Raw genomic sequence first — 25,566 nt, 5'->3', positions numbered from 1 at the left:
TTTTTGTTTGCACAAGCTCCCCTGAAATCCCCCCACAGGCTCAGAAGACCGAAGTTTGCCCTCAACCTTTCACTTGTACATGTGATAGCCTTCAATCGGCTATTTCACGGTTGTATCACACTTCCTTCACTCAACTCAAACAAAATTTATCAATTTTAGCGCGAATCGCGGTTGTATTGATGAATACTGGCAAATACTACAATGAATATCGAAATGATCAGCACCGGAATATCGCCGGTTCTGCCGTAGAGAGGAGTACTTAATCTCTGCGGAAGCCTACCGTCGATCACCCCCGCCTCAAAGATCCCAAGTTTCGCAACAACGGCACCCCGAGGGTCAACAATGGCGGAAATGCCCGTATTTGCGGCCCGAATCAGCGGCAATCCGGTTTCTATCGCGCGCAGCCGCGCCTGAGCGAAATGCTGGTGAGGGCCAGGCGTCTGCCCGAACCAGGCGTCGTTTGTCACGTTCAGCAGAAAAGTCGGTTCCCCCTTCGCGCGGCCGAGCGCGCCCGGAAAAATTGCCTCGTAGCAAATCATGGGTAGAAAACTAAAACTTTCGGAGGTGGTCAGTACACGCGGCTGGTAACCGGCCTCGAAGCCCGCCAAGGGACCCGCAAGATTTGTAATTCCGAGCTTTTCCAGCAATGGTTTAAGCGGCACGTATTCGCCGAAGGGGACCAGGCGCACCTTGTCGTAGATGCCGCTCACCGTGCCGTCGCCGTCGATCAGATAAACGCTATTGTAATAGTCCACGCCGTCGGTGCCGGGTTCGCCGCGGATCGCGCCTGTGACCAGTTCCGTGGCCGGTCCGAGCACCTTGCCGATCCGGAACAGGGCCCCGGGCTCCTGCGTCAGCAGGAAGGGCACGGCCGATTCCGGCCATATCACCAGGCGGTTTTGGCCGATCCGCGCATCGCCGCCAAGCGGCGCTTCGCTCATGTCCAGGAAGGTTTGAAAGATTTGGTCCCGCAACTCCGGCCGCCATTTGTCCCTCTGGTCGATAGAGGGCTGAACGATGCGGATGTCGAGCGCTGTGTCCGGCGGCGCCGGTTGCCACAGGCGCACGGTTCCGTATCCGGCCAAGACAAGCCCGGCGAGCGCCGCGAATAGCTGGGCACGCAGCCGGTTTGAAAGCGGCCTGACATCCGCCATCAGGGCCGGCGCCGAGCCAATGGCAACCACCAGGAATGTCAAACCGTAAATGCCGGTCAGACTTGCCGCCTGCGACAGGGTCAGGGATCCGGAAAGGCCGTAGCCGAACGTGTTCCAGGGAAATCCGGTGAGGACATGACCGCGCAGCCAGTCGGCGAGGGTCAGACAGGCGGCAAGCAGCAGAATGCGGCGGAACCGGTCGGACCAGACCAAAGCCGCCACTGCGACCCCAAGACCGGTAAATAGGGCCAGGCCCGCCGGCATGGCCAGCACGGCGAGGGGCATCAGCCAGGCGAAGCGGTCGGCCTCAACCAGGAACGCCGAGCCGATCCACCAGAGCCCCGCCAGGAAGTAGCCAAAGCCGAACAGCCAGCCGAGCGCGAAACCGGTGCGCAGCTTTGTCAGGCCCTTGCCTGGCCCCGGCTCCAGGGCGCCGTCCAGCAGCCAGACGAGGCAGGGAAAACTCACCAGGAGAACAGGCCAGAAATCAAAAGGCGGCAGGGCAAGGGCGGTCAGGGCGCCGCTCAGCACGCACAGCAAACGCCGCTGCCAGCCCCATGCCAATAGAAACGTGTTTGGCAGGGCCGACAGGCGGTGTGACAACCAGTGCATATGAAGATTTTCCCTGTTCCGGAAAGGTTCGCGGTCAGGAGGTTTGTCGGCTCAGCGCAGTCCGGTCAAGGTTTAATCCGCCATGCAGTGTTTCCCGGGGCGTCGACGCACCGCGTCTCAACCATTTCCGCCGGACGCCGCAATCTTGGGAGCCCCGGTGACAGAATCTTGTGCGGGATCGCCGTCCTGCGGCGGTGTGTCCGGCTTCTTGGGCCGGCGGCGCAGCTCCGGCGGCCGTGTTTCGGTCCGCCGGCGGCGGATCTTCAACCGCTTGATACGTCTGGGATCCGCGTCCATGATTTCGAATTCAAAACCGGGAACTTCCTCAGGCACCAGCAACAGCTCACCGCGCACCGGAACCCGTCCGACCGAGACATAGAGCAGACCTCCGAGCGTATCGACATCCTCGGAGATTTCGCCTTCGGTGAGATTGGTGCCAAGCACCCCATCCAGATCCTCAAGCGGCAGGCGCGGATCGGCGATCCAGACGCCTTCACCGGCGGCGGCCAGCATGGCCTCCTCGTCCTCGTCGTGCTCGTCTTCAATATCGCCGACAACTTCCTCGACCAGGTCTTCCAGTGAGACCAGCCCGTCCGTACCGCCATATTCGTCGATCACCAGGGCCATCTGGATGCGATCGGCCTGCATCTTGGCCATCAGGTCCGTTGCCGGCATGGAGGGCGGCACGAACAGGAGCTCGCGAACCAGATCCGTTTCCTTGAGCGAGACCGACAGATCCACGCAGGCCAGGTCCAGATCCGGCATGTTGTGACCGTTGCGCGCGATACCGTTTTGCCGATCCGGTTGCAACTCAGTTGCATCCGCACTGTTTTCCACAGCAGTTGCAGCTCTGCCGGACGCTCCTTTCACCGCGATATAAGCCATCAGGTCCTTGATATGGACCATTCCGCGCGGATCATCGAGGGTTTCCTCGTAGACCGGCATGCGCGAGTGCCCGCTGTTCTGGAACAGCTCCATCACGCGGCTGAGGCTGGTGCCAAGATCGACCGCGTCTATGTCCGCTCGCGGGATCATGACGTCGTCCACCCTGAGTTCGCGCAAGCGCAGGATGTTGCCGAGAAGCATGCGCTCTTCGGGAGAAAAGGCGGCGTCACCGCCTTCACGGGCGAGTTCGTCTTCCAGATTTTCGCGCAGGCTCGAAGACTGACGCCCCAAGCGCAACAGGCGTTTGAGCTGTTGAAGGAAGGCCGCAGACCGCTGCGGCTTTATCTGTTGCGGGTCTTCCCCGTCCTGGGGCTGGCCGGACGACGCGGATTTTTCTCCACCTGCCGGACTTTGCGGTTCAACTGCGCTCATCATCCATCAATCAAGAACGTCATATCCAAGGAGTATCCCTTACCGGTCATCGGCCACAAGCGGCCTGTCCGCATAAGGATCGTCTATGCCTATAGAGGCCAATATGGCTTTCTCAAGGCTTTCCATCAGTTCAGCTTCATCGTTTTCCTGATGATCATAGTCGAAAAGATGCAGCAAACCATGAACAATCAGATGGGAAAGGTGATCTGAGAATTCAATTCCCATTTCATCGGCTTCCCGGGCAACGGTTTCCTGGGCAAATACGATGTCTCCCAGGAGGGGACCGTAGACATCACCTTGCGGATCGCTTCCGGGGAAAGAAAGAACATTCGTCGGCTTATCTTTTTCCCGCCATTCGGCGTTCAGTTTCCGAATGGAGGCGTCGTCGGTGAACAGAAGAGACACTTCGGTGTTATCCAAAACCTCGAGGTCGGCAGCGGCAAACGCCGCCGCAATCGCTCGCTCGGCCAGGATCATGAGAACGGCTTCGTCCCAGTCCCCGGCCTCGATCGACAGATCGATCTGAAACCCGTCCGGCAGGATGTCAGGCATGATGTCCGGTCCGTGTCACGAAACCACTCTTTCCCGGGGCCGCGGCGGTGTTTCGTCGGGATCCGCACCGCGCTGGCGCTCGTTGAAGCGGCGCTCGCGCGCCATGGATTCTTCACGCGAGGCATTGTCATAGGCGGTCACGATCCGGCCGACGAGTTCATGGCGCACAACATCGGTCTCGTTGAAGCGGATATGAGAAACGGCCTGGATATCGGTCAACAGGCCGAGCGCCTCGCGCAGGCCCGATTTCTGCCCGGACGGCAGGTCGATCTGGCTCGGGTCACCGGTGACGATCATTTTCGAGCCTTCGCCGAGGCGGGTCAGGAACATCTTCATCTGCATCGAGGTGGTGTTCTGCGCCTCGTCCAGCAGGACCACGGCGTTGGACAGCGTGCGGCCGCGCATGAAGGCCAGCGGCGCCACTTCGATCATGCCGGATTGCAGGCCGCGATCAACCTTTTCCGCCGGCATCATCTCGTAAAGCGCGTCATAGATCGGCCTGAGATAGGGATCGACCTTGTCCTTCATTTCCCCCGGCAGGAAGCCGAGCCGCTCGCCGGCCTCAACGGCCGGGCGTGACAGGATCAGCCGGGCAACGTCGCCGCGCTCCAGGAGCGCCGCCGCATAGGCCACCGCCAGAAAGGTCTTGCCGGTGCCGGCCGGGCCGGTGCCGAAGATCAGGTCGGCCCGGTCCATTGCCCGGATATAGGCGTCCTGGGTGGGCGTGCGCGCGACAATGGTCTTGCGTCGCGTGGCGATCTGGGCAAAGGCCAGGCGGGATTTCGGCTCGAGCGTCGGCAAGGGCAGCTGTGCTTCGGCGGCGGCAGCCATGCGCAGCGCGCCGTCGACATCGCCGGGATGAATTTCCTGGCCCTGAAGGAGCCGCTGATACATGGCCTCCAGCGCCGTGCGCGCCTGTGCGCAGGCGCCCTGGCTGCCTTTCAGCGTGACCTGGTTGCCGCGTGCGATCGCATCGACCCCGAGCCGCTGCTCGATCAAGGCGAGGTTCTGATCGAACTGACCGAACAGGTCGCCGATCAGCCGGTTGTCTTCAAACGCAAGGACAATATGGGTCGTATCGGTGGCCGCGCTGGCGGCAGAAGATGGGTCCGAAGGCTTGCGGGAAGAAGATTGGCTGTCGCGCGTCAAATGACGTCTCCTGTACTCAACCGGCCTGGCTTGCAGGAGCCGCCGCGGCTCCGGCCGTGTCGAAAGTATCTTGCCCCGCAATCAGCCGTCCGAACAGCGAATTGGACCCGATGTCAACGATTTCCACCGCTTGTATGCTGCCGATCAGATTTTCCTGCGCGTCCAGCTGAACCGGCTGCAACCACGGAGATTTTCCGACCAGCTGACCCGGATTGCGGCCGGTCTTTTCCAGAAGCACATCGCAGATCATGCCGCGGCGCGAGGCGTTGAACGCCTTCTGCTGATCGCTGATCAGCGCCTGAAGCTCGGCAAGACGGGCCGACTTGACGTCCTCGGGCACCTGATCGTCCATGGTCGCGCCCGGCGTGCCCGGACGCTGGCTGTATTTGAAGGAAAAGGCCGAGCCGTATTCCACCCGGCGGATCAGATCCATCGTGTCCTCGAAGTCCTGCTCTGTCTCGCCCGGGAAACCGACGATGAAATCGCCGGACAGTGCGATATCGGGTGCGGCTGCGCGAATGCGGTCGAGCAGGCGGAAATAGTCTTCGCGCGTGTGGCGGCGGTTCATGGCCTTCAGGATCTTGTCTGAGCCAGACTGCACCGGCAGATGCAGATAGGGCATCAGACTCTTCAGCTCCGCATGGGCAGCGATCAGGTCGTCATCCATGTCGCGCGGATGGCTGGTGGTGTAGCGCAGCCGGTCGAGCCCGTCGATCTCGGCAAGACGGCGCAACAGCCGGCCAAGACCCCAGGTCGCACCGTCGGCTGCCTCGCCGTGATAAGCATTGACGTTCTGGCCGAGCAGCGTGACTTCGCGCACACCGGCCGACGCCATGCGCTCCGCTTCCTCGACGATCTGCTGGACGGACCGGGACACCTCCGCGCCGCGGGTATAAGGCACCACGCAGAAGGTGCAAAACTTGTCGCAGCCTTCCTGCACGGTCAGAAAGGCGGACGGCGCCCGCTTCAGGACAGGTTTTTCCGCCTGGCCCGACAGGTGGTTGAATTTGGCGTCGATGTCGAATTCGGTTTCGACGACCTTCTTGCCCTGGCGCGCCTTTTCCAGAAGCCCCGGCAGCTGGTGATAGCTCTGCGGTCCGACGACCAGGTCGACGATCGGCGCGCGGCGGGAAATCTCCTCGCCCTCGGCCTGGGCGACGCAGCCGGCAACGCCAACCATCATGTCCTTGCCCGATTTCGCGCGCTCTTCCTTGACCTTGCGGATCCGGCCGAGCTCGGAATAGACCTTTTCCGCCGCCTTTTCCCGGATGTGGCAGGTATTGAGAATGACCAGATCGGCATCATTGAGATCTTCGGTCGCCTCGAAGCCCTCCGGCGCCAGCACATCGGTCATGCGCTCGCTGTCATAGACATTCATCTGGCAGCCATAGGTGCGCACGAAAACCTTGCGCAGGTTTCCTTTCGCAGCTTTCGGCTCGCCTGCGGTGTCGACGGATGGGGACGTCTGTTGGTCCTTGTTCGGGCGGCTTGTCATTCGCTCCTCGTGGCCGTATTTCGGCCCGCATGTCTTGGGTTCGGGTGCGCGGCGCGGAACGCGTCTTGTCCGCCAGTCGCCCTTGTACCGTCTCTTCGGGACCGTCTCCTTGGGTCCGGCGGCCGGCACCTTGAAAAATTCAGGCGCCAGCTTTAGCGGTTTTTTCCGCGTTTGAGAAGAAGTCGAACGGCTCCAGATCGCCGGTTTCTTGGCTTTCGACGGTCTTTTGCATCAGCGAAGCGATCGTCATGGCGCGCACATCGGCTTCGAGCTGGCGCGTCAGGGCCTTGCGATCGGTTTCCCTGTCGACCAGAACGGGTTCGCCCCAGCGCACAATGACATCGAGCGCTCCACGGCTGAAGATGCCCCAAAGATGGCCCGCCAGCTCCATGTCGCCGTACCAGGCGACATGCGGCCGGTGCGCGCGGCCCATCGGCAGGCCGTAAAACCCCTGATAGGCCACCGACAGCGGCTGGACCCAGACATTCCTGGTGTCTTCCGTGCCGACGGCGCGGGTTGCCGCGCCCAGAAGCGCGGAGCGGAACGGCAGCACGCAATTGCCGTCATTTGATGTGCCTTCGGCGAACAGCACCATGGCATCGCCCACCGCCATGCGCTCCGCAATCGCATCGGCCACCTGGGCGGTTTCCGTACGTCTGGTGCGATTGACGAACACCGTCCGCTGCAGCTTTGCGAAAAGGCCGAACACCGGCCAGCCGGACACTTCCGACTTGGCGATGAAGGACAGCGGCAACAGCGACCCGACCACCGTGATATCGACCCAGGAGGCATGGTTGGCGGCGATCAGCAGAGGACGATCGACAGCCGGCGTGCCGATCTGGCTGATCTTGATGCCGACAAGCCGCGTGGCGATGCGGTGCCAGAGCTGCGGCAGATGTCTCTGGACGGGAAGCTTCAGCTTGACCGCGATCCATTGCAGCGGGATCAGCACCAGCGAGACCAGCGTCAGGACAAAAATCAGCACTCCGGCCTTGAGGTTAGCCATCGCCCTTCTCGTCCTTCGCCGGGTCCAGGGGCACTCCATAAAGCTCGAGCCTATGGTCGACCAGCTTGTAGCCGAGTTTGCGCGCGATGAATTCCTGGAGGGCCTCGATCTCCTCGTTGCGGAACTCGATCACCTGGCCCGATCTGAGATCGATGAGGTGATCGTGATGCTCGTCCGGAACGGTCTCGTAACGCGAACGGCCGTCGCGAAAATCGTGCCGCTCGATCATGCCCGCGTCCTCGAACAGCTTGACCGTTCGATAGACCGTGGAAATGGAAATGCCCGGATCGATGGCGACGGCGCGGCGGTAGAGTTCCTCCACATCCGGATGTTCCTCGGAGGCTGCCTCGATGACGGAGGCAATGACCCGGCGCTGTTCGGTCATGCGCATGCCTTTTTCGATGCACATATCCGCAAGTGCCGATTGCTTCTCTACCGCCATCGCAATGCCGTCCGGTCTCAGGTTTCCGTTGTCGCTATGCGCTTAACGAAGATCGATGCGCATGACAAGCGCCGTGCCGTCTCCTCCACTGTCGCCGTAATAGCCCTTGCGCTTGCCGACTTCCCGAAAGCCCAGGCCGCGATAGAGCAGCAAGGCCGATTCATTGGCCGCGTCGACTTCCAGGAACAGGGACTGACAGCGCTCGCCGTAGAGGCGGAACAGGGCGGCTTCCATCAGTTTCTTGCCGATCCCCCGGCCGCGCTGGCGCGGGTGGACGGCGATGGTGATCACCTCGGCTTCGTCCGCCACGGTCCGGACAACCAGGAAGCCGAGCGGGGCGCGCGTGCCATAGGGGCTGGACCGGCGCGCCACCAAAATGGTGGTGCCGTCCTGCGCCTTCATGCGCGCGAATTCCTCGATGTTCCAGTTGTGCTTGAAGGACAGATCGTGGATTTCGGCAATCTTCGGCAGATCCTCGTCCAGCGCCTCTTCTATCACCGGCGGCTGGGTCCAGAACCACCAAAAACTCATTGCCGTTCAATCCTTCCCTTGGTCTGCGGCGTCGCATCGGGCGGCCGCAGATAGAGCGGCGACGGGGAAGACCTGGCCGGATCGGCGGTGATCCCGAGCTCCGCGACATCCCGGATAAAGGGAAAGCCGCTGCGGGACAAGATCCGGTCCTCGGCAAGACCACATTCCCTTGCCACTTTTTCCGATGCCGCTCCCGCCAATCTTATTGTGTCCGGCAGGCTCGCCGCAAGCTCGGCGAGCGTGCGCACGCCCGCCTCGCCGTCCGGAGTTCCGGCGGCATCAAATTGCTGGCAATAGACTTCGTCGCCCTTGCCCGGCAGTGCGACAAGTAGCGGCGCACCGCCGTCCCTGGGCGCGGCGGACCGCGCAATCGCCGCGAGTGTGGTCACGCCGACAACGGGTTTGCCCAGCACGAGGCCGAAGCCGCGCGCGACCGAGAGGCCGACCCTCAGGCCGGTGAAACTGCCCGGCCCGACGGTGACCGCGACCCGGTCGAGTTCAGAAAAAGCGGTCGAGCTTTCGGCCATGACTTCGCCGATCATGTCCATCAGCCGCTCGGCATGCCCCCGGCCGATCTCCTCGCCGCAGGCCTCGAAACAGGCGGTCGCCACACTGTCGTCCAGGACGGCAGCAGCACAATTGGCAAGGGAGGTGTCGATGGCTAGGACGCGCATTCGGGTTCGGCTCACGGGGTTTTCGTCTCCTTGCCACTAACCCGGCGTGGGCCACGAGTCGAGCGGGGCTTTGGACCTAAGTCCAAAGGGGGGCTTGCGTTCCACAGGGAATGGGGGTCGGAAATATTAAAGGCCCGGATCAATGCGTCCACTATAGCAAATCGACCGTCGTCATCCCGGCCAAGCGAAGCGCGAGCCGGGATCGGGGAGCCCGGAAGCCGTTGACGTTTTGAGCGCTTTTCCTTGGACAGTCCCAGGCTCACCGATCCCGGATCTTCGCTGTGCTCCGTCCGGGATGACGGCCCGAGAGGCCATAAAAGTGAAGGCCCGGCAACGAGACCGGGCCTTGAATTCCTTCTGGGAGTTGCAGCGTCAGATCGGGCGGACTTCTTCCACTTCCGGAACGAAGTGGCGCAGCAGGTTCTGGATGCCGTGCTGGAGCGTGGCCGTGGAAGACGGGCAGCCGGCGCAGGCGCCGCGCATGGAGAGATAAACCACGCCTTCCTTGAAACCCTTGAAGGTGATGTCGCCGCCATCCTGGGCGACGGCCGGACGGACCCGGGTCTCCAGCAGTTCCTTGATGGTGTTGACGGTTTCCTGGTCGCCCGTTTCGAAGAATTCGCCTTCTTCGATGTCTTCGGACTGGCCGGCCGACATGACTGGCTGGCCCGACATGAACTGCTCCATGATGACACCGAGAATGGCCGGCTTCATGTGCTGCCAGTCGGTGTCGTCCTTGGTCACCGTGACGAAGTCATGGCCGAAGAACACGGCGACGACGCCGGGAACGTCGAACAGTTTTTCAGCGAGCGGCGAGACGCCGGCATCCGCCCTGGAACGGAAATCATAGGTGCCTTCCGGCAGGACCACGCGGCCCGGCAGGAATTTCAGCGTCGCCGGGTTCGGCGTGGCTTCCGTCTGAATAAACATTTCTTTTGTCCTTGCGCTTTTTCGCGCCCAAGTGCCGCCCGTGTTTCGCGCCTCTCCACAAATCGCAAAACACCGATGGGTTCTTCTACCCCATCCCACAACAGTTTGGAACCGTTAAAAACTAGATAGGTACGGATCGCTGCCGGTCAAGCGCTGCCCCGCACGCTCTCAAGATCAGGCCAGGGCCGCGATGCTGTCATCGTCCAGATTGCCCGGCACGATGGTGACCGGGATCGGAAACGTTCCCGCGGATTTGCCGGCGAAGGAGGAGACCAACGGCCCGGGGCCTTCAGACCCGGTGCTCGCCGCCAGAATCAGAATGGCAATGTCGGCGTCGGCCTCGATCAGGTCCATGATTTCCTCGGCCTTCGCGCCTTCGCGGACCACGGTTTCCGGCTCTGTGCGCGCCACGGAGCGGACGCGCTCGGTCGCCTTGGCCAGCGCGGATTCGGCCTCTTCCATGGCCTCGGCCCGCATGATGTCCTCAACCCCCAACCAGTGCTGAAAGTCGCCGGGGGCGATGATGAAGACCAGTGTGACCACGCCGCCGGTGCGCGCCGCGCGTTTGGCGGCATAGACGATCGCCCGGTCGCATTCGGGCGTTTCGTCGACCACGACCAGAAATTTCCGGCGGTGGCCTTCCTCGTTGCTTTTTCGTATGGCTACCATGGCCGCATGCTGCCACCGGTGCGCGTGCTCCGCAAGCCGCGAATTTGTCGCTCATGACATTGCGGCCATGCCCCGATCCGCACGGTTCTGTGGTAGATTTAAGACGGCATTAAGCGGCGCGGCGGACACTTGAGCATGCGCAATCTCGACTGGTCGGCAAGAGGGCGGGCGCGGGTCTACGTCCTGACGGTGCTGGGTACCGCGGTCTGTATCGCGGTCGCCTTTGTCGTCGACAGTTTTTCCTTCGAAACCTGGACCTGGCGCTGGGGCCGCGACCCGCACAACAACATCATCATTCCGCTGTTGCTGGCCCCGTTCTTTTTCTATCTGCTTTTGAACAAGATGCGGCAATTGTCGATTGCCCATCATGAGCTTGCCCACCTGGCTGCGACGGACAGCCTGACGTCGCTGCTCAACCGGCGCGCCTTTACGGAAGTTGTCGAGGGCTACATCCAGCGGATGGCGTCAAGCGCCAACCGGTCCACTGATGCGCTGCTCGTGATCGACGTCGATCATTTCAAGACAATCAACGACCATTTCGGCCATGACATCGGCGATGAGGCGTTAAAGCAAATCGCGGATGCCATTTGCGCCGGCCTGCAGCCGCCCGATCTCGCCGGACGGCTGGGCGGCGAGGAGTTTGGCGTTTTTCTGCCCGCGAAGACCGCCGAGGGCGCCGCCGCCATTGCCGAACGCATGCGCCAGTCCGTGCGCGAGGTTGCCTTCGCACCCGGCGGTTCGCCCCGCCGGCTCACCATCAGCATCGGCGGTGTGATCTTCGACGACTGCCCGACGTTCCGGGATTTGTACCGGAAGGCGGACGAACAGCTCTATGCGGCGAAACACAGCGGCCGCGATTGCGTCAAACTGGATTTCGCCCGACCCGCCTCCAAGTCGGCTTGAAGGCGGACTTTGTTGCTTAGAGAATGAACTTCGACAGGTCGACGTTCTTGGCGAGATCGCCGATGTTCTCGCGGACGAAGTCGGCGCTGATCTCGACCTCCTCCCCGGCCCGGTCCGGCGCGGTGAAGGAAATCTCATCGAGGATGCGCTCCATCACGGTCTGCAGGCGCCGGGCGCCGATATTCTCCACCGACGCGTTGAGATCGACCGCGACCGACGCAATTTCTTCAATCGCGTCCTCGGTAAATTTCAGCGTCACCTGTTCCGTTTCCATCAGGGCCACATACTGCTTGATGAGGCTGGCTTCCGGCTCGGTCAGGATCGCCTGGAAATCCTCCTTGTTGAGCGCCCGGAGCTCAACGCGGATCGGCAGGCGGCCCTGCAGTTCCGGCAGGAGGTCGGACGGCTTGGCGACATGGAACGCGCCGGAGGCGATGAACAGGATGTGGTCGGTCTTGACCGGTCCGTGCTTGGTGGAGACGACCGTGCCCTCGATCAGCGGCAGCAGGTCGCGCTGGACACCCTCGCGGGAGACATCGGCGCCGGCCCGGCCTTCGCGGGCACAGATCTTGTCGATCTCGTCCAGGAAGACGATGCCGGAATTCTCGACCAGGGAAATCGCCTCCTCGACGACCTTGTCGTCGTCGAGCAGCTTGTCCGATTCCTCGTTGATGAGCAGTTCATAACTCTCGCTGACCGTGGTCCGCTTGGTCTTGGTCTGGCCGCCGAAGGCCTTGCCGAGCAGGTCGGAGACATTCATCACACCGACGCTGGCGCCAGGCATGCCCGGCAGGTCGAAGCTCGGCATCTGGGCCTGGGCACGGACCTCGACCTCGATTTCCTTGTCGTTCATCTCGCCGTTGCGCAGCTTGGCGCGGAAACTGTCGCGGGTTGCCGGGCTGGCATTCTTGCCGACCAGCGCGTCGAGTACGCGTTCCTCGGCGAGCACATGCGCCTTGGCCTTGACCGCCTCGCGCTTCTGGTCGCGCACCAGCGTGATGCCGGCTTCCACAAGATCGCGGACAATCTGTTCAACGTCGCGGCCGACATAACCGACCTCGGTGAACTTTGTCGCTTCCACCTTGGTGAACGGCGCGTTGGCCAGTTTGGCCAGGCGGCGGGAAATTTCGGTCTTGCCGACACCGGTCGGGCCGATCATCAGGATGTTCTTGGGCAGAACCTCCTCGCGCATCTGGCCCTGAAGTTGCTGACGGCGCCAGCGGTTGCGGAGCGCGATCGCGACCGCCCGCTTGGCATCCTTCTGACCGACAATGTAGCGGTCGAGTTCTGAAACGATTTCGCGCGGAGAAAAATCGGACATGTTTTAAGACGTACCTTCCGTCACTGTGTGTTCCATCAGCAGGCTGTCGCCGGTGCGGCCCAGGAGGTCCTTGATCTCCCTGAACCCGGCCTTCCTATAGGCCTTCACGGCGCGCAGGTTGGCCGGATCGGGATCGATGAGGATCCGATGGTGGCCATCCTGCTGCAATTTGCGGACAAATGCCTGCAATACCTTTGTTCCAAGTCCCCGCGACAGCTCTTTGCCATCGGCAATCGACAGATCGACGCCGACCGCGTCCTTCGGCAGCAGGACCACCCAGGGATAGTCCGTGACGACCTCGGGGCCTTGCTGGTCCTTCACATACCAGACCTGAATATAGCCAGAGTCGCTGCCATCGACTTGAAAGATGAAGGGCTTGGTCGTGTCGCGCCCTTCGAGCATGTCGCGGATGTAGCCCAGCTCGGTCTCCGGCTCACCCCACCAGGCGCGCCAATGCGGGCGCGCCATCCAGTCCGCCAGAAGCGGCAGATCGTCAGAGGTGACGGGGCGAAAGGAAACCATGGCCGGTCACTCGGCCGTGTCCAGCGATTCCACGGTCACGCTGGAATTGGTGTAGACGCAGATTTCCGCGGCCACCGCCATGGCCTTGCGGGCAATGGTCTCGGCGTCGAAATCCGTGTCGGCGAGCGCTCGGCCCGCGGCCAGCGCATAGTTGCCGCCCGAGCCGATGCCCATGACGCCGCCTTCCGGTTCCAGAACGTCACCGGTGCCGGTCAGCACCAGGGAGACATTCTTGTCGGCGACCAGCATCATTGCTTCCAGACGGCGCAGGTACCGGTCCGTGCGCCAGTCCTTGGCCAGTTCCACACAGGCGCGCATCAGCTGGCCCGGATATTGTTCCAGCTTGGCTTCCAGGCGTTCAAACAGGGTGAAGGCGTCGGCGGTTGCGCCGGCAAAACCGGCAATGACCTCGCCCTTGGCCAGCAGCCGCACCTTGCGGGCGGAGTGTTTGATCACGGTCTGGCCGAGGGACACCTGGCCGTCGCCGGCGATCACCACCTTGCCGCCCTTGCGCACCATCATGATCGTCGTCCCGTGCCACTGGGCCGGTTCGCGCGTATCGCTCATGCAATCCTCTTAAGGTCTTTCCTTGCTGCCGCCCTATGTAGGCGGCAATCGCGGCATTTCCAAGCGGTCATCGGACCGCAGGCCGTGAGAACCGGGCTTTGAGGCCAGGTCCCGGCACTTCTCAGTGGGACATTTCGATCCGGGTGGCGCGCAACAGGGCGTCCACCAGCCGGTCGAGCTGACCATCGGCCCGCTCATCGGTCAGCGCGCCGCGCTCGTCAAAGGCGCTGGCGGCCTTGGCGACCGACACCATCTGCGGCAGCACCATCGCACCGAGACCAACTTCCAGAATCGTGCGCATGCCGATCAGTCCGCGCATGCCGCCGAAAGCACCCGGAGAAGCCGCGCCGATCGCAAACACCTTGTTCTTGTAGGCCTCGCCCGGCTCCTTCACCCGGCTGATCCAGTCGAGGGTGTTTTTCAGGAGCGGCGTGATGCCGGCATTGTATTCCGGGCAGGCCAGGAAGATGCCGTCCTGGCCCTGAAAGTGCCGATGCAGCTTCCTGGCGTTGTCCGGCACACCGCTGTTCGTTTCCAGGTCGCCGTCATAGATCGGCAGCGCGTAGTCCTTCAAGGACAGATGCGTCACCTCCGCATCCAGGATCGCCAGCTTCTTCGCGGCGAGCGACGCCAGCTTGCCATTGTAGGACCCGCCCCGGCTGGAACCGGAACAGACGAGGATTTTCGGGTTGCGCATCAACAGGTTCCCTTGACCGTTGGTTCGGTATCACGCACCGCTCCGACCGCGGCACAGCGACTCCGGTCAATGTAGAGCGTTTCGATGAAAATTGGAGGGCGTTCCTAAACCGTCTTGATGGCGCGCCTAATGGCCCTTGCGGTAGACCCAGACCCTGGCCGGCGGCAGGTTCTTCCAGACCCATTCGGAGCTGTAGACCGAAACCCCTCTGCCGTCCGGTTTGACCGGGGCAACGAGACCATAGGAAAACTGGATGAATGGGGCGCCCGGCTTCAACAGCTCGAGGGCTTCGGCCAGGAGTGCCTTGCGGGCAGGCTCGGGCCGGGTCAGAAGCGGCAGCGACGACACGATACCGTCCAGCGAATGAAGTCCGTCCGCTTTGCCTTCGGGAAGCCGGTTCGCGGCAGCCAGCGTGCCGCGCAATGCGTAAGCGTCGCCCCGCACCACATTCAATGCCGGGTAGCGACGCGTCAGAAGTTCGCAGAAATCCGGACAATACTCGATGAGGGTCAGCTGCGAATGGGCGTAGCCGCGGTCAAACAGTGCCTTGGTCACCACCCCGGTTCCCGGGCCCAGCTCCACCACAGAAGCATTCGGACGCGGCGCCAGGTAAGAGGCCATCTTCGCCGCCAGCTCCGGTCCGGACGGTGTGACCGCCCCGGTCCTGAGCGGGTTCTGCGCCCAGTTGCGGATGAATTTCACTTCATCCAGAACCTTCGCCCTGACGGCATTGGCTTTTTCGAATTTCTCCCAGAGAGCATCCCGACGGCTTGAATTGCGCTTCAGCATCTTTCCTCACTCACCCCACGAAGCGAATATAAGAGTGATTGCAATAAGATGCTATGGGCATGCGCACAAATTGCGCGCTTTTGCCCTGTCAAAACATGCAATGCGCCTCAAGCTCCGAGATTGTCGATGAAATCCTTGACCTTCGAGAAGAACCCGGCCGAAGCGGGATGGTTCTCGCCGGAGGATTCCTTTTCGAATTCGGCCAGGAGTTCCCGCTGGCGGCGGGTCAGGTTGGTCGGCGTTTCCACCGTCACCTGGATATACATGTCGCCGTGCTGGCTGGAGCGCATGATCGGCATGCCCTTGCCGCGCAGGCGGAACTGTTTGCCGGTCTGGGTACCTTCCGGAACCTTGACCCGGCTGGTCGAGCCTTCAACGGTTGGAACGTCGAACTGGCCACCGAGCGTCGCCGTCGACATGGAAATCGGCACGCGGCAATAAAGATCCGCGCCGTCGCGCTGGAACAGGTCATGCGGCTTGATCGACAGGAAGATGTAAAGATCGCCCGCTGGACCGCCGCGCACGCCGGCTTCGCCTTCACCGGCCAGCCGGATCCGGGTACCGTCTTCGATGCCGGCCGGAATATTGACCGACAGGGTGCGTTCCTGGGTCTTGCGGCCGGAACCGCCGCAGCTTTCGCAAGGGTCCGTGATCACCTGGCCACGGCCCTGACAGCTCGGGCAGGTGCGCTCCAGGGTAAAGAAGCCCTGGGCCGCGCGCACACGGCCAGCGCCGCCGCAGGTGCGGCAGGTGCTCGGGCTGGTGCCCGGCTTGGCGCCGGACCCGGTGCAGTCGTCGCAGGTGACGCTTGTCGGCACCTCGATCTCCACCGTCTTTCCGGCAAAGGCGTCTTCCAGCGTGATGTCGAGATTGTAGCGTAGATCGGCGCCGCGTTCGCGGCCACCGGAGCGGCGCCCACCGCCGCCCATGCCGAAAAATTCCTCGAAAATATCGGACATGGTGGAGGAAAAGTCATGCGCGCCTGCGCCGCCGCCACCGCCAAAACCGCCGTTTTCGAACGCCGCGTGACCGAACCGGTCATAGGCGGCCCGTTTCTGGCCGTCCTTCAGCGTGTCATAGGCTTCGTTGACTTCCTTGAACTTGGCTTCGGCGGCCTCGTCGCCCGGATTGCGGTCCGGGTGAAACTGCATGGCCATCTTGCGGTAGGCGCTTTTCAGCACTTTCTCGTCCGCATCGCGCGAAACACCCAGCACCTCGTAGAAATCACGTTTCGACATCAAGATCTCTCGGTCTTGTTGTTGCACCGCTGGCAGCCTGGCAATTACCGGCGCCAAGTACGGCGAAGGCGCCGGGCACAAGCGCCCTTGTCATCAGGCAGTCAAGCAACCGGCGCCGGGAATGAACCAGCCAGCCGGAAGCCGGCTGGCTGATTGGTTGGTTTATGCGGACTTCTTGTCGTCTTCGTCTTTGACTTCCTCGAAATCCGCGTCGACGACATCATCGTCGGCCTTCTTGCCTTCGGCCTCTTCACCGGCGTCACCGCCGGCTTCGGCATCGGCCTGGGCCGCCTGATACATGGCTTCGCCCAGTTTCATGGAGGCTTCCGCCAGGGCCTGGGTCTTGGCCTTGATGTCTTCCAGGTCTTCGCCTTCCAGCGAGGCCTTCAGCGTTTCCAGAGCGGTTTCGATCGCGGACTTGTCGTCTTCGGAGACCTTGTCGCCATAGTCCTTGAGCGATTTCTCGGTCGAATGCACCAGAGACTCGCCCTGGTTCTTCGCCTCGACCAGCTCCTTGCGCTTCTTGTCCTCGTCGGCGTGGGATTCAGCGTCCTTGATCATCTGGTCGATGTCGCTGTCGCTGAGGCCGCCGGAGGCCTGGATGCGGATCTGCTGTTCCTTGCCCGTGCCCTTGTCCTTGGCGGACACGTTGACGATGCCGTTGGCGTCGATGTCGAAGGTGACCTCGATCTGCGGCACGCCGCGCGGCGCGGGCGGCAGGCCGACCAGGTCGAACTGGCCGAGGATCTTGTTGTCCGCAGCCATTTCACGCTCGCCCTGGAAGACGCGGATGGTCACGGCCGTCTGATTGTCTTCAGCGGTCGAGAACACCTGGCCCTTCTTGGTCGGGATCGTGGTGTTGCGGTCGATCAGTCGGGTGAAGACACCACCGAGGGTCTCGATGCCGAGCGACAGCGGGGTGACGTCGAGCAGCAGAACGTCCTTGACGTCGCCCTGCAGCACGCCGGCCTGGATCGCGGCGCCCATGGCCACGACTTCGTCCGGGTTCACACCCTTGTGCGGCTCCTTGCCGAAGAAGGTGTTCACGGTTTCCTGGATCTTCGGCATGCGGGTCATGCCGCCGACCAGAACCACTTCGTCGATCTCACCGGCCGCAAGACCGGCATCCTTCAGAGCGGCCTTCATCGGCTCGATGGTGCGCTTGACCAGATCGTCGACCAGCGATTCAAACTTCGCGCGGGTCAGCTTTAAAGTCAGGTGCTTCGGACCGGAAGCGTCCGCCGTGATGAACGGCAGGTTGATTTCGGTCTGGGAAGAGGACGACAATTCGATCTTGGCCTTTTCAGCGGCCTCTTTCAGGCGCTGCAGAGCCAGCTTGTCGTTCTTCAGGTCGATGCCCTGGTCCTTCTTGAACTCGGACGCCAAATAGTCGACCAGGACCATGTCGAAGTCTTCACCGCCGAGGAACGTGTCGCCGTTGGTGGACTTCACTTCGAAGACACCGTCGCCGATTTCCAGGATGGAGACGTCGAAGGTACCGCCGCCAAGGTCATAGACCGCGATGGTCTTGCCGTCGTTCTTGTCGAGACCGTAGGCCAGCGCGGCTGCGGTCGGCTCGTTGATGATGCGCAGGACTTCGAGGCCCGCGATCTTGCCGGCGTCCTTGGTGGCCTGACGCTGAGCGTCGTTGAAGTAGGCCGGAACGGTGATGACCGCCTGGGTCACCTTTTCGCCGAGGTAGCTCTCTGCGGTTTCCTTCATCTTCTGAAGGATGAACGCGGAGACCTGCGACGGAGAGTATTTCTCGCCGTTGGCTTCCACCCACGCATCGCCATTGTCCGCCTTGACGATTTCGAACGGAACCAGCTTCTGGTCCTTCGCGACGGTCGGATCGTCGAACCGGCGGCCGATCAGGCGCTTGACTGCGAAAAGGGTGTTGGTCGGGTTCGTGACCGCCTGGCGTTTCGCCGGCTGGCCCACAAGACGCTCTCCGTCATCGGAGAATGCCACCATGGAAGGGGTGGTGCGGGCGCCTTCCGCGTTTTCAATAACCTTGGAATCTTTGCCGTCCATGACGGCGACGCACGAGTTCGTCGTGCCGAGGTCGATACCAATGACCTTTGCCATATCTGCCTCTCTTTCTAGCAAGCCGGAAGGACCCATGAAGGCGTCAGTCCGGCTCCTCTCACTTGGGTTCCGGGAGCTGCCCGGACATCGCGCCCGAGGTTGCCCTCATGATTTGGCGCGAAGCTTGACCGCTATATAGGTGGATGAAACTTTGCCTGCAAGACATCTGTCCGCCGACAAGGCCTCTTCAGGCTTTTTCTACGCAAGTTCTTCGCAAATGGTTACCTGTCAACGGCCATTTTGATCCGCTCTCCGGGACCCGAGGCCCCGTTTCGCATTTCCTAAAGGCTTGCCGGATAGCTTTGCCGCAACGCGCACCATTCGCCCGACAGTGGCCCGAACGTGAACTGAGAGATAGACCATGAGAGATCCCAAGCTTTGGAACAGGATCAGAGGCTGCCATCCGGACGACGTCGCCGCCGACCTGCCTTTTTCCAGACGCCTTGCCCGCGACAATGCCTGGTCCGGAGACTTTGCGCAGCGCGCCATCCTTGAATACCAGCGGTTTGCCTATCTGAGCCAGCTTGGGGAAGGCATGGTCACGCCAAGCGACGAGGTTGATCAGGTCTGGCATCTTCACCTGACCTATACCAAACACTATTGGGGTCCGTTCAGGGAGGCTCTCGGCGGCCCGCTGCATCACATGCCGACCAAGGGCGGCGCGGACCAGGGCGCGCTCTTCAAAAGCACCTATGCGAAAACCCTCGATCTCTACCGGATCGAGTTCGGCGAGCCGCCGGCTGACATCTGGCCGCCAGAGGAGATCCGTTTCGGCCGGGCGCCCCATTTCCAGCGGATCAACACGCAAGAAGTTTGGCTGATCCGCAAACCGCGCTGGCCGGACGTTCTGAAGACAGGCGCGCGGAAAATCGCACATACGCCTGCGAGAGCCTGGAGCGCGTTGCTGACGCTGGTGTGTCTTGTCCTAGGCACCAGCATTGCGCTGGCCCATGGCAGCCCATCCGGCGAGGGGATCATTGAAAAAACCCGGAACATGATCTGGCACTGGGCCTCCGAGCATACGTTCGAATTTGTGTTCAGCATCTTCGTCATCGGGTTTGTTTTGCAAATGCTCTTCGGCAAGTCCTCAGGCCGGAAGCGCGGCAGGAGATCTCGCCGAGGGTCCTCCGGATGCAGCACCTCCGGCAACGACTCCAGCTGCGGCAGCGACAGTGGCGGCGGCGGCTCGGGTTGCGGCGGCTGCGGTGGTGGCGACTGACAGTTTCGGCTAAAAGGCGGCTATGGACACGACGCCCATCAACGGCCAGACCGGCCTTGCCTATCTGCCGGAGTATTTCGACCGCAAAGCCCAGGAAGATCTCCTGGAGACAATCCGCGCGATCGTTGCCGAGGCCCCGCTGTTTCAACCGGTGATGCCGCGCACGGGCAAGCCGTTCTCGGTGAAGATGAGCAATTGCGGCCCGCTCGGCTGGGTCTCGGACATCAACGGCTACCGCTATCAGCCGGCGCATCCCGTCACGGGACGGCCCTGGCCGGCCATGCCGGAGGCCTTGACCGGCCTGTGGGCAGCGCTTGCCCCGGAGGCATCGCCGCCGCAAGCCTGCCTGATCAATTTCTATGAACCGGGCGCCCGGATGGGGCTGCATCAGGACCGCGATGAGGACATGTTCACCGCGCCGGTGATCTCCGTCTCGCTCGGCGACACCGCCACCTTCCGCGTCGGCGGCACCGCGCGCAAGGATCCGACCAGATCCTTCCGGCTTGCCTCCGGCGACGTTGTGGTGCTCGGCGGCGACGCCCGCCTCGCCTATCACGGCATTGACCGCATCCTGCCCGGCACGTCGACGCTGTTGAAGAACGGCGGGCGGATCAACCTGACGCTGAGACGGGTGACGGCGGATTAACGCTCCACATACCTCGCCTCGTAGCTCACCGGAAAATTCACCGAGCGGGCGATGTAGCAGACCTTGTGGATCTCGTGATGGATCGCGTCGGCTTTCGCCAGATCGGTGCCGGCGGGAACGGTGATCACCGGCTTCAAGGTCGCTCTCAGGAACCGGCCGGCGCCGGAACGCTCGGTCTCGCCGAGAGCCTCCGGCTGGTCTTCATAGGCAATGACGGTGATGCCGGCACTGCTCGCCAGATGCAGGTACCAGAGCATGTGGCAGCTCGCGAGGGAGGAGAGCAGCAGGTCTTCCGGATTGTGCAGGCCCGGATCGCCGCCAAGCAGCGGATCGTTGGAGCACGAAACCGTTGGTTTGCCGGGGGTGCGGATCTCCCAGGTCCGGTCATAGCCGCGATAGGTTTTTGTGCCCTCGCCGCGGTTTCCGGTCCAGGCGATCGTCGATGTGTAGCTGTGTTGGGTCGTCATGGTATTCTCCAAAATGTATACATTTATACATTTCAATTGCATCGCCCTGTCAAGAGGCCTATAGCCGGGGGGCTAATACCAACCTCAATAGATAGGAACCGATCTGATGGCTCTGATCCGGTTTGGCCGGCAAGGCGCGTTGCGCAGGACGGCCTGGTTGGCCGTTCAAGCGGCACAACGCTGACCGGCGGGCCGGAGCAGGCCACCGAAGGCCGTGTTTGGGGTCTGTTCAGCCGCGTCCCAGGTTTTGAACGATAAACCATATCGCCCTGCAACCTGCTCCTTGCCGAACAGACCCCAAACACGGTCAGATCGGTTCCTATCTATTGAGGTCGGTATAAGGAGATCTCATGTCCGCAGACAAAATCGCGACCGCGCTGGAAGCCGACATTCTGGGCGGTGCCTTCCGGCCGGGCGAGGAGTTGAAACAGGGCGACATCGCCAGCCGGTTTTCGGTGAGCCGGATCCCGGTGCGCGACGCCCTGCAGCTTCTGGCATCGCGCGGGCTGATCGAGCTTGAACCCAACCGCCGGGCACGCGTCATCAGCCTGTCGGCCGCCGAAATCGCCGAGGTGTTCGATCTGCGCGTCCTCTTGGAGACGGATTGCCTGAAACAGGCGATCCCGAACATGTCAGCGGCCGATTTCAAGAGGATCGCCAGCGCGCTGGCGCATTCCAACATCGATGCGACGGGGGATCTCTGGGCGGAAGGCGACTGGGCGTTTCACCGCGCGCTTTACCTGCCGGCCCGACGACCGAGGCAACTGGCGATGATCGAGGAACTGAGGCGGACCTGCCGGATCCACATTTCCGGCTACGGCATTTTGCCCTCGCGCACCGGCGACTGGCTCAAGGACCATGAAGAGCTGGTCGAGACATGCCGTAACGGCGACGTGAATGCCGCCGCCGCGTTGCTGCAACGGCATATCGAGAACGCCCGCCAGACCCTGCTGGCCGCGCTGCCCGCCGGTCCTGAAGACTAGGCTTCTATCAGCCAGGTGTTCAGCAGGCCTCAACTGCCCCGCAGCTGGCCATGTGCACCCTGACCGGCGTGAAGAACGTGTCCTGAACCAGGCGTTCGCCCCGGCTCAACCGCACAAGCGACCAGTAGACCTGCTGCCCCATGGCGAAAAAGTTCTGGGCAACGTTGCCCTGCGAGAGGCCGAGTGCGAGATAATCAAGCTGCAGCTTCGATGCATCGCCGCTGATGATGATCTTCTTGCCGCTGGCCAGCTGCTTCTGAAACGGGTTGATGACCTGCTTGTAGTTCTTGGCCATTTGCGGCCACCAGCCCGCGGCAATCACGATGTCGACGTCGGGGTTTTCCAGGCCGAACTTCACCTGCTGCAGGGCCAGGTCATAATCCCCGCCGGAATAAAGCGGCGAGCGCGCATTTTCCCGCCACAGGGACGCCCCTTTCGTATCGGCACGCAGTCCCAGCGCCTGACGGACCCCCTGGATTCGGCGATTGATGCTTTCGTGGCCTTCCTCACCGGCAATGATGAGAACTTCGCCGCCACCGGGATGGAGGCGTTTGGCAAGCCGGCCGAGCGCACGGCCCATTTCAACTCCGTCGGTGCCGACAAAACCCTCGCGCATGATCCGGTGTTCCTGGGGAAAGTCCGATTCAAACAGCACAAGCGGAATGCCGCGCCGGCGCAGTTCCTCGAATACCGGGCTCTGTAGCACAGGGGCGGCATTCAGGGGTGCAAAGCCGATGCCATCGACGTTGAGGTCGAGCGCCTGCTGCAAGGCCTGGATCTGCCCAAGCGCATGTGCAATGTCCGGGGCGCCAAGAAAAAAAACCTCGTCCCCGCCGATTTCTGCCGCCTGCTTAACCCCTTCGAACGCGGCAATGAAATTGCCGTCCGTGACACTGTGGGGAATGATGGCGAACCGTTTGCCCTTGGCATGCGCCGGCATCGCCACAAGCAAAAGCACCAGCGCCAGACAGAGGCCCTTCATCGAATCGCAAAACATAAGAACAAAAACACCTTGAGAAAATTCAAGCGATTGCCACTGCCCAGCGCGAATGACGTTGGGTCAGTTTACAGAAATCAAGTCGGGCGGCACAGAAACCTAAGGTCACCGCCCCAAAACCACACACCCATAATTTGAATTGATACAATGCGCCCGGCCGCGAAGCCGGACACCGTCGCAGCCATCAGGCGAGCAGATAGACCGAGGCGACTGCACAGAGAGCGATCACCCAGAGCGCCGCCCGGCCCGACCGGCTGTGGCGCGCCTCCGCCTTGCCGATTGCTTCGGCTGTCGCCTCGTCGAAACGAAGACCGGACATGGTCATCTGTTCCAGCTCTTCCGACATGCGGCCGATGCGGTCAGCGAAAAACGGCAGGTCGTTGGCGATCCTGGCCAGGGCGCTCAGGGCATCGCCGGCGTCGCGCAGCTTGCCGGCGGGTCCGAGATTGTCCTTGATCCAGCTGCCGACGACCGGCTCGGCAGTGCGCCACATGTCCAGGTTCGGATTGAGCGAGCGGGCGACCCCTTCGACCACGACCATGGTCTTTTGCAGCATGATCAGCTGGGTCTGGGTGCGCATTTCGAACAGCTCGGTGACCTCGAAGAGCTGCGTCAGCAGGCGCGCCATCGAGATTTCGCTGGCGTCATGCCCGTGGATCGGCTCGCCGATCGCCCGAATGGCCTGGGCGAACATGTCGACGTCCTGGTTGGCCGGCACGTAGCCGGCCTCGAAATGGACTTCGGCCACCCGCCGGTAGTTGCGGGTGATGAAGCCAAACAGGATCTCGGCCAGGAACCGGCGTTCACGGGTGTTGAGACGGCCGATGATGCCGAAATCGACAGCGACCAGGGTGCCGTCCGGCTCGACGAAAAGGTTGCCCTGATGCATGTCGGCATGAAAGAAGCCGTCGCGCAGCGTGTGGCGAAGGAAACTCTGGATCACGGCCGCGCCAAGGGCCTCCAGATCGTGCCCGTCTTCCTTGAGGCCATCGACATCGGACATCTTGCGGCCGTCGATCCATTCCATGGTCAGCACACCCTTGGCGGTGCGCAGCCAGTCGACCTCCGGCACCCGGAAGCCCGGGTCCTCGGCAGTATTTTCAGCCATCTCGGACAGCGCTGCCGCCTCAAGCCGGAAATCCATTTCCATGGCAACGGACTGGGCCAGCGTGTCGACGACGGCCACCGGGCGCAGGCGCCGCGACGGCGGATGAAACCGTTCGGCCAGGCGGGCGACCAGGTAATAGCTTTGAAGGTCGCGCTGGAACCTGCGCGAGACGCCGGGGCGCAGTACCTTCACGGCCACTTTCTGTTCAAAGCCGTCCTTGTCGCGGATGATCGCAGGATGCACCTGGGCAATCGAGGCCGCCGCCACGGCTTCGCCGAAGTCTACAAACACCTCGTCGACGGGCTTGCCCAGCTGATCGGCAATCGTTGCCCGGGCAGCTTCATGGTCGAAGGCGGGCAGACGATCCTGAAGGGCGGAGAGTTCGCGCGCGGCGTCCTTGCCGACCACATCCGCGCGTGTCGCCAGGAACTGGCCGAGCTTGACGTATGACGGACCGAGCTTGTTGAGCGCGTCCGACAGGCGCAGGTCCGCACTCTTGTTACGCACGGCTCGCCGCTCCAAAAGGCGTGCCATGGCGATGCCCAGGCGCGGCGCGGCCGGAAGATCCGGCAGATGCACCAGGCCGAACACGCCTTCGCGCGCCATCACGAAGCCCGCCCGCATCAGGCGGAGGAAAGGCATTACCGGAAGCGCCATCGATCAGAATTTCCAGCCGTGATGAAGGGCGGCGATGCCTCCGGAATAATTGCGGAAACCCACCCGCTCGAAGCCGGCTTCGCGGATCATGTCGGCGAAACGCTCCTGGTTCGGAAACTTGCGGATCGATTCCACCAGATACTGGTAAGGATCGCCGTCGCCGGTCACCCATTGGCCCATTTTCGGGATCGCGTTGAAGGAGAACGCGTCATAGACCTTGTCCAGCACCGGAACATCCACGTCGGAAAATTCCAGGCACAGGAAGCGGCCGCCGCGTTTCAGCACCCGGCGCGCCTCGCGCAGCGCCTTCGGGATATCCGGCACGTTGCGGATGCCGAAGGCGATCGTGTAGGCGTCGAAGCTTTTGTCCGCGAAGGGCAGTTCTTCGGCATTGCCTTGAGAAAAGGTGATCAGGTCGGAAAGACCCGCCTTCTCGGCGCGGTCGCGGCCAACCTGGAGCATGGATTCGTTGATGTCGCAGACTGTCGCCTTCACGGCCTTTCCGGAGCGCTCGACCACCCGCGTGGCAATGTCGCCGGTGCCACCTGCGACATCCAGCAGCCGCCAGCCGGAGACGGCCGACTTGGGTGGCGCCAGAAAGGACACCATGGCGTCTTTCCAGACCCGGTGGAAACCGCCGGACATCATGTCGTTCATCAGGTCATAGCGTTCGGCGACCTTGTGGAAGACATCATCCACCAGAGCCTGCTTGCGACCTTCGGCGACCTTGGTGAAGCCGAAGCTCGTCGGCATGTCTTCCGGTGCCCGGCTGCCCTTGCCTGTTTGGCCCTGCGTCTGCTGGGTCATGAATACGCCTCCAGGATCTGCTTGCT

At 62.2% G+C, this 25,566-nt stretch carries 26 protein-coding genes; 4 read left to right on the top strand and 22 right to left on the bottom strand.

The features are described 5' to 3' along the window. Positions 1-155 precede the first annotated feature (155 nt). The 11 genes from lnt to M0H32_RS14180 form a co-directional block, all read right to left on the bottom strand. Positions 156-1,766 (bottom strand): apolipoprotein N-acyltransferase, encoded by a 1,611-nt coding sequence (gene lnt / locus M0H32_RS14230; RefSeq protein ID WP_248155083.1) that lies wholly within the window; start codon positions 1,764-1,766, stop codon positions 156-158. A 117-nt stretch (positions 1,767-1,883) separates the two neighbouring features. After that, positions 1,884-3,086 carry a transporter associated domain-containing protein gene (locus tag M0H32_RS14225; RefSeq protein ID WP_425607321.1) on the bottom strand — a complete coding sequence of 401 codons (1,203 nt, stop codon included), beginning with the start codon at positions 3,084-3,086 and terminating at the stop codon, positions 1,884-1,886. Between the two features lie 36 nt (positions 3,087-3,122). Continuing rightward, the gene (ybeY, locus tag M0H32_RS14220; RefSeq protein WP_248155079.1) at positions 3,123-3,635 is read right to left on the bottom strand and encodes an rRNA maturation RNase YbeY; all 513 of its coding nucleotides are present in this window, start codon (positions 3,633-3,635) and stop codon (positions 3,123-3,125) included. A gap of 15 nt (positions 3,636-3,650) precedes the next feature. Next, positions 3,651-4,784 carry a PhoH family protein gene (locus tag M0H32_RS14215; RefSeq protein ID WP_425607320.1) on the bottom strand — a complete coding sequence of 378 codons (1,134 nt, stop codon included), beginning with the start codon at positions 4,782-4,784 and terminating at the stop codon, positions 3,651-3,653. A gap of 16 nt (positions 4,785-4,800) precedes the next feature. Then, a complete protein-coding gene (miaB, locus tag M0H32_RS14210; RefSeq protein WP_248155077.1) occupies positions 4,801-6,279 on the bottom strand; it encodes a tRNA (N6-isopentenyl adenosine(37)-C2)-methylthiotransferase MiaB in 1,479 nt (492 codons plus the stop codon). A gap of 139 nt (positions 6,280-6,418) precedes the next feature. Then, positions 6,419-7,285, bottom strand: a complete 867-nt coding sequence (gene olsA, locus M0H32_RS14205) for a lyso-ornithine lipid O-acyltransferase (RefSeq protein ID WP_248155075.1) — start codon at positions 7,283-7,285, stop codon at positions 6,419-6,421. After that, on the bottom strand, positions 7,278-7,727 hold the full coding sequence (locus M0H32_RS14200; protein ID WP_248155073.1) for a Fur family transcriptional regulator: 450 nt from the start codon (positions 7,725-7,727) through the stop codon (positions 7,278-7,280). Before M0H32_RS14200 ends, olsA begins: the two co-directional genes overlap by 8 nt. Before the next feature lie 42 nt (positions 7,728-7,769). After that, positions 7,770-8,258: a ribosomal protein S18-alanine N-acetyltransferase gene (gene rimI, locus M0H32_RS14195; protein ID WP_248155071.1), complete on the bottom strand. Its 489-nt coding sequence runs from the start codon at positions 8,256-8,258 to the stop codon at positions 7,770-7,772. After that, a complete protein-coding gene (gene tsaB, locus M0H32_RS14190) occupies positions 8,255-8,932 on the bottom strand; it encodes a tRNA (adenosine(37)-N6)-threonylcarbamoyltransferase complex dimerization subunit type 1 TsaB (protein ID WP_248155372.1) in 678 nt (225 codons plus the stop codon). The genes rimI and tsaB overlap by 4 nt, the downstream gene beginning before the upstream one ends. A gap of 372 nt (positions 8,933-9,304) precedes the next feature. Then, positions 9,305-9,862, bottom strand: a complete 558-nt coding sequence (locus M0H32_RS14185; protein ID WP_248155069.1) for a NifU family protein — start codon at positions 9,860-9,862, stop codon at positions 9,305-9,307. A 174-nt stretch (positions 9,863-10,036) separates the two neighbouring features. Beyond that, positions 10,037-10,531: a universal stress protein gene (locus M0H32_RS14180; RefSeq protein ID WP_248155067.1), complete on the bottom strand. Its 495-nt coding sequence runs from the start codon at positions 10,529-10,531 to the stop codon at positions 10,037-10,039. 135 nt (positions 10,532-10,666) lie between these two features. Here M0H32_RS14180 and M0H32_RS14175 point away from each other — a divergent pair, with 135 nt between their 5' ends. Beyond that, complete coding sequence (locus tag M0H32_RS14175) at positions 10,667-11,434, top strand: GGDEF domain-containing protein (RefSeq protein ID WP_248155065.1); 768 nt, start codon at positions 10,667-10,669, stop codon at positions 11,432-11,434. A gap of 16 nt (positions 11,435-11,450) precedes the next feature. Here the strand turns inward: M0H32_RS14175 and hslU are convergent, their stop codons facing one another. From hslU to dnaK, 7 genes are all read right to left on the bottom strand, one after another. Further along, a complete protein-coding gene (gene hslU / locus M0H32_RS14170) occupies positions 11,451-12,755 on the bottom strand; it encodes an ATP-dependent protease ATPase subunit HslU (protein WP_248155063.1) in 1,305 nt (434 codons plus the stop codon). A gap of 3 nt (positions 12,756-12,758) precedes the next feature. After that, positions 12,759-13,277 (bottom strand): GNAT family N-acetyltransferase, encoded by a 519-nt coding sequence (locus M0H32_RS14165; protein WP_248155061.1) that lies wholly within the window; start codon positions 13,275-13,277, stop codon positions 12,759-12,761. A gap of 6 nt (positions 13,278-13,283) precedes the next feature. After that, positions 13,284-13,844: an ATP-dependent protease subunit HslV gene (gene hslV, locus M0H32_RS14160; RefSeq protein ID WP_248155059.1), complete on the bottom strand. Its 561-nt coding sequence runs from the start codon at positions 13,842-13,844 to the stop codon at positions 13,284-13,286. A gap of 121 nt (positions 13,845-13,965) precedes the next feature. After that, positions 13,966-14,541, bottom strand: coding sequence for an NADPH-dependent FMN reductase (locus tag M0H32_RS14155; protein ID WP_248155057.1), 576 nt, complete (start codon positions 14,539-14,541; stop codon positions 13,966-13,968). Positions 14,542-14,667: 126 nt separating this feature from the next. Next, positions 14,668-15,330: a class I SAM-dependent methyltransferase gene (locus tag M0H32_RS14150; RefSeq protein WP_248155055.1), complete on the bottom strand. Its 663-nt coding sequence runs from the start codon at positions 15,328-15,330 to the stop codon at positions 14,668-14,670. 107 nt (positions 15,331-15,437) lie between these two features. After that, positions 15,438-16,568, bottom strand: coding sequence for a molecular chaperone DnaJ (gene dnaJ, locus M0H32_RS14145; RefSeq protein ID WP_248155053.1), 1,131 nt, complete (start codon positions 16,566-16,568; stop codon positions 15,438-15,440). Positions 16,569-16,730: 162 nt separating this feature from the next. After that, entirely contained in the window at positions 16,731-18,656 is a 1,926-nt protein-coding gene (dnaK, locus tag M0H32_RS14140; protein ID WP_248155051.1) for a molecular chaperone DnaK, read from the bottom strand. Positions 18,657-19,017: 361 nt separating this feature from the next. On the opposite strand from dnaK, the gene M0H32_RS14135 reads away from it, so the two are divergent. Then, positions 19,018-19,875 carry a glycine-rich domain-containing protein gene (locus M0H32_RS14135; protein ID WP_248155049.1) on the top strand — a complete coding sequence of 286 codons (858 nt, stop codon included), beginning with the start codon at positions 19,018-19,020 and terminating at the stop codon, positions 19,873-19,875. Between the two features lie 22 nt (positions 19,876-19,897). Further along, entirely contained in the window at positions 19,898-20,521 is a 624-nt protein-coding gene (locus M0H32_RS14130; protein WP_248155047.1) for an alpha-ketoglutarate-dependent dioxygenase AlkB family protein, read from the top strand. Here M0H32_RS14130 and M0H32_RS14125 read toward each other — a convergent pair. Further along, the gene (locus M0H32_RS14125) at positions 20,518-20,988 is read right to left on the bottom strand and encodes an OsmC family protein (protein WP_248155045.1); all 471 of its coding nucleotides are present in this window, start codon (positions 20,986-20,988) and stop codon (positions 20,518-20,520) included. The genes M0H32_RS14130 and M0H32_RS14125 overlap by 4 nt on opposite strands. A 350-nt stretch (positions 20,989-21,338) precedes the next feature. Here M0H32_RS14125 and M0H32_RS14120 point away from each other — a divergent pair, with 350 nt between their 5' ends. After that, positions 21,339-21,971, top strand: coding sequence for a GntR family transcriptional regulator (locus M0H32_RS14120; protein WP_248155043.1), 633 nt, complete (start codon positions 21,339-21,341; stop codon positions 21,969-21,971). Positions 21,972-21,990: 19 nt separating this feature from the next. Here the strand turns inward: M0H32_RS14120 and M0H32_RS14115 are convergent, their stop codons facing one another. The 3 genes from M0H32_RS14115 to ubiE all read right to left on the bottom strand — a co-directional run bounded on the left by M0H32_RS14115 (position 21,991) and on the right by ubiE (position 25,486). Continuing rightward, positions 21,991-22,953 (bottom strand): substrate-binding domain-containing protein, encoded by a 963-nt coding sequence (locus M0H32_RS14115; RefSeq protein WP_248155041.1) that lies wholly within the window; start codon positions 22,951-22,953, stop codon positions 21,991-21,993. 199 nt (positions 22,954-23,152) lie between these two features. Then, complete coding sequence (gene ubiB / locus M0H32_RS14110; RefSeq protein ID WP_248155039.1) at positions 23,153-24,733, bottom strand: 2-polyprenylphenol 6-hydroxylase; 1,581 nt, start codon at positions 24,731-24,733, stop codon at positions 23,153-23,155. A gap of 3 nt (positions 24,734-24,736) precedes the next feature. Next, positions 24,737-25,486, bottom strand: a complete 750-nt coding sequence (ubiE, locus tag M0H32_RS14105; protein WP_248155370.1) for a bifunctional demethylmenaquinone methyltransferase/2-methoxy-6-polyprenyl-1,4-benzoquinol methylase UbiE — start codon at positions 25,484-25,486, stop codon at positions 24,737-24,739. Between the last annotated feature and the right edge of the window lie 80 nt (positions 25,487-25,566).

The organism is Roseibium sediminicola (assembly GCF_023156505.1).
Classification (GTDB): domain Bacteria; phylum Pseudomonadota; class Alphaproteobacteria; order Rhizobiales; family Stappiaceae; genus Roseibium; species Roseibium sediminicola.
The sequence above is the reverse complement of the archived record's forward strand: the minus strand, read 5'-3'. Positions and strand labels throughout refer to the sequence as shown.

Bases quoted from the DNA above. Each gene is read 5' to 3' on its own strand.
- lnt (WP_248155083.1), bottom strand. From the start codon at position 1,766: ATGCACTGGTTGTCACACCGCCTGTCGGCCCTGCCAAACACGTTTCTA.
- M0H32_RS14225 (WP_425607321.1), bottom strand. From the start codon at position 3,086: ATGATGAGCGCAGTTGAACCGCAAAGTCCGGCAGGTGGAGAAAAATCC.
- ybeY (WP_248155079.1), bottom strand. From the start codon at position 3,635: ATGCCTGACATCCTGCCGGACGGGTTTCAGATCGATCTGTCGATCGAG.
- miaB (WP_248155077.1), bottom strand. From the start codon at position 6,279: ATGACAAGCCGCCCGAACAAGGACCAACAGACGTCCCCATCCGTCGAC.
- olsA (WP_248155075.1), bottom strand. From the start codon at position 7,285: ATGGCTAACCTCAAGGCCGGAGTGCTGATTTTTGTCCTGACGCTGGTC.
- M0H32_RS14200 (WP_248155073.1), bottom strand. From the start codon at position 7,727: ATGGCGGTAGAGAAGCAATCGGCACTTGCGGATATGTGCATCGAAAAA.
- rimI (WP_248155071.1), bottom strand. From the start codon at position 8,258: ATGAGTTTTTGGTGGTTCTGGACCCAGCCGCCGGTGATAGAAGAGGCG.
- tsaB (WP_248155372.1), bottom strand. From the start codon at position 8,932: ATGCGCGTCCTAGCCATCGACACCTCCCTTGCCAATTGTGCTGCTGCC.
- M0H32_RS14185 (WP_248155069.1), bottom strand. From the start codon at position 9,862: ATGTTTATTCAGACGGAAGCCACGCCGAACCCGGCGACGCTGAAATTC.
- M0H32_RS14180 (WP_248155067.1), bottom strand. From the start codon at position 10,531: ATGGTAGCCATACGAAAAAGCAACGAGGAAGGCCACCGCCGGAAATTT.
- M0H32_RS14175 (WP_248155065.1), top strand. From the start codon at position 10,667: ATGCGCAATCTCGACTGGTCGGCAAGAGGGCGGGCGCGGGTCTACGTC.
- hslU (WP_248155063.1), bottom strand. From the start codon at position 12,755: ATGTCCGATTTTTCTCCGCGCGAAATCGTTTCAGAACTCGACCGCTAC.
- M0H32_RS14165 (WP_248155061.1), bottom strand. From the start codon at position 13,277: ATGGTTTCCTTTCGCCCCGTCACCTCTGACGATCTGCCGCTTCTGGCG.
- hslV (WP_248155059.1), bottom strand. From the start codon at position 13,844: ATGAGCGATACGCGCGAACCGGCCCAGTGGCACGGGACGACGATCATG.
- M0H32_RS14155 (WP_248155057.1), bottom strand. From the start codon at position 14,541: ATGCGCAACCCGAAAATCCTCGTCTGTTCCGGTTCCAGCCGGGGCGGG.
- M0H32_RS14150 (WP_248155055.1), bottom strand. From the start codon at position 15,330: ATGCTGAAGCGCAATTCAAGCCGTCGGGATGCTCTCTGGGAGAAATTC.
- dnaJ (WP_248155053.1), bottom strand. From the start codon at position 16,568: ATGTCGAAACGTGATTTCTACGAGGTGCTGGGTGTTTCGCGCGATGCG.
- dnaK (WP_248155051.1), bottom strand. From the start codon at position 18,656: ATGGCAAAGGTCATTGGTATCGACCTCGGCACGACGAACTCGTGCGTC.
- M0H32_RS14135 (WP_248155049.1), top strand. From the start codon at position 19,018: ATGAGAGATCCCAAGCTTTGGAACAGGATCAGAGGCTGCCATCCGGAC.
- M0H32_RS14130 (WP_248155047.1), top strand. From the start codon at position 19,898: ATGGACACGACGCCCATCAACGGCCAGACCGGCCTTGCCTATCTGCCG.
- M0H32_RS14125 (WP_248155045.1), bottom strand. From the start codon at position 20,988: ATGACGACCCAACACAGCTACACATCGACGATCGCCTGGACCGGAAAC.
- M0H32_RS14120 (WP_248155043.1), top strand. From the start codon at position 21,339: ATGTCCGCAGACAAAATCGCGACCGCGCTGGAAGCCGACATTCTGGGC.
- M0H32_RS14115 (WP_248155041.1), bottom strand. From the start codon at position 22,953: ATGAAGGGCCTCTGTCTGGCGCTGGTGCTTTTGCTTGTGGCGATGCCG.
- ubiB (WP_248155039.1), bottom strand. From the start codon at position 24,733: ATGGCGCTTCCGGTAATGCCTTTCCTCCGCCTGATGCGGGCGGGCTTC.
- ubiE (WP_248155370.1), bottom strand. From the start codon at position 25,486: ATGCCGACGAGCTTCGGCTTCACCAAGGTCGCCGAAGGTCGCAAGCAG.